General features: G+C 39.7%; 2 protein-coding genes. Both read right to left on the reverse strand.

Annotation, left to right across the window (positions count from 1 at the left end):
* Positions 1–83 precede the first annotated feature (83 nt).
* Positions 84–578 (reverse strand): hypothetical protein, encoded by a 495-nt coding sequence (locus H141_RS0119625; RefSeq protein ID WP_019677968.1) that lies wholly within the window; start codon positions 576–578, stop codon positions 84–86.
* Positions 579–625: 47 nt separating this feature from the next.
* Positions 626–1,162: a hypothetical protein gene (locus H141_RS0119630; RefSeq protein WP_019677969.1), complete on the reverse strand. Its 537-nt coding sequence runs from the start codon at positions 1,160–1,162 to the stop codon at positions 626–628.
* Positions 1,163–1,276: the final 114 nt, after the last annotated feature.

Raw genomic sequence — 1,276 nt, forward strand, 5'->3', positions numbered from 1 at the left:
TTGGAAGCCTGCCATGACGCAGTTTATGATCATGTACGGTGACCGAGTATCGTTATGATAAACAGCCACTTACACAGAAGATTTTATAGTCTCGACATTGGCCTCACGAATGCTGGCATCATAAACATGACCATAGAGATCAGACCAAAAAATATTGCTACAGCGAAGTTCATGTAATAGCCGAATATGTCAGATTTATCTAACTTTATACTTACTGTTCCGTCTTTGAATCTTAAATGACTGGACGCTCTCCTATAGTGAAAAAATGGCACTTCGCCTTTCGAGAGTTCATTCAGCCTTATTAGCTCCTCTCTATACTCTTTTTCTGCAGCTATATCAGTTACATAAAGGAAGTATTCTCTACTTAATTCGTGTTTTAGAAAGTCTTTGAATTTGTCATCTAGATGGGTGCACCCAAGTGCTTCAAGTAAATTATTAACACGTTGCTTTCGTCGACCCTCCAGATATTCAGATATTCGCGGATAATTTGCTGCTAAGCTAATCATTACAATTAACGCAAGCCACAAAATGTTTCCTGACTGAATAGCATTGGTGATGCTGTTTGCGATTTCTATCATTGTCTATCCCTTTTATTCAGAGCTTATGAGCGGTTCGCTTGTTTCAGTCAAACTGAAGCTGATAGGCTCATTTTTTTCTTTACTGCACTAACCACGTTTTTCAGGCTGTTCTGTGAATATGAACGTTCTGAATTATTTCTATACTTGTCTCGCCAAGAGATTAACCCTTGATCTTCACCTTTAAGAATATTATTTTTGTCAAAAACCCTGGCATCTTCTTCTCGGTTGCATTCATCGCACAAAATCCGATGAATTTCTTTGGCTTGTGAACGAGGCTTAGACCTCAGGATGCTCGCAAGCAACTCTTCAAATTCGTTCTTAAAAGCATGATCGGTTATGTCTATTTTCGAGTTTTTTTCTAGCTGCTCATTAGTTTCTGCCGAGGAAATGTTAGGTTTAATAATGAGAGAAACAAGATCTTCGTGTCTGACGCAAATATCACATAAGGCAAAATCATAACCCTCTGAGACCAATACTCGACTTGGCGAATTTGTCATTAGCCTTTTTTCACTTTCTTTAACTATGTTGTCGTCCATTTTTGCAGTTCTTGCAAGGTCGGTAATAAAGCTGGCCAGCGTTGCCATTTTGCTGTCTCGCTCCTGGGTGCGTATTCTGATTTATGTGAACACCCATACTGGTGAATGTGAACACCCAGATCTTCCCGCGTTGGGCTCAGTGCCTTTTTAACCTAGGTGTTC

Origin of the sequence: Arsukibacterium perlucidum DSM 18276, assembly GCF_000382165.1 — a bacterium.
Taxonomy (GTDB): domain Bacteria; phylum Pseudomonadota; class Gammaproteobacteria; order Enterobacterales; family Alteromonadaceae; genus Alishewanella; species Alishewanella perlucidum.

What these genes read in the sequence shown, in the direction of transcription:
- H141_RS0119625 (WP_019677968.1), bottom strand. Translation starts at nt 578, where the DNA reads ATGATAGAAATCGCAAACAGCATCACCAATGCTATTCAGTCAGGAAAC.
- H141_RS0119630 (WP_019677969.1), bottom strand. Translation starts at nt 1,162, where the DNA reads ATGGCAACGCTGGCCAGCTTTATTACCGACCTTGCAAGAACTGCAAAA.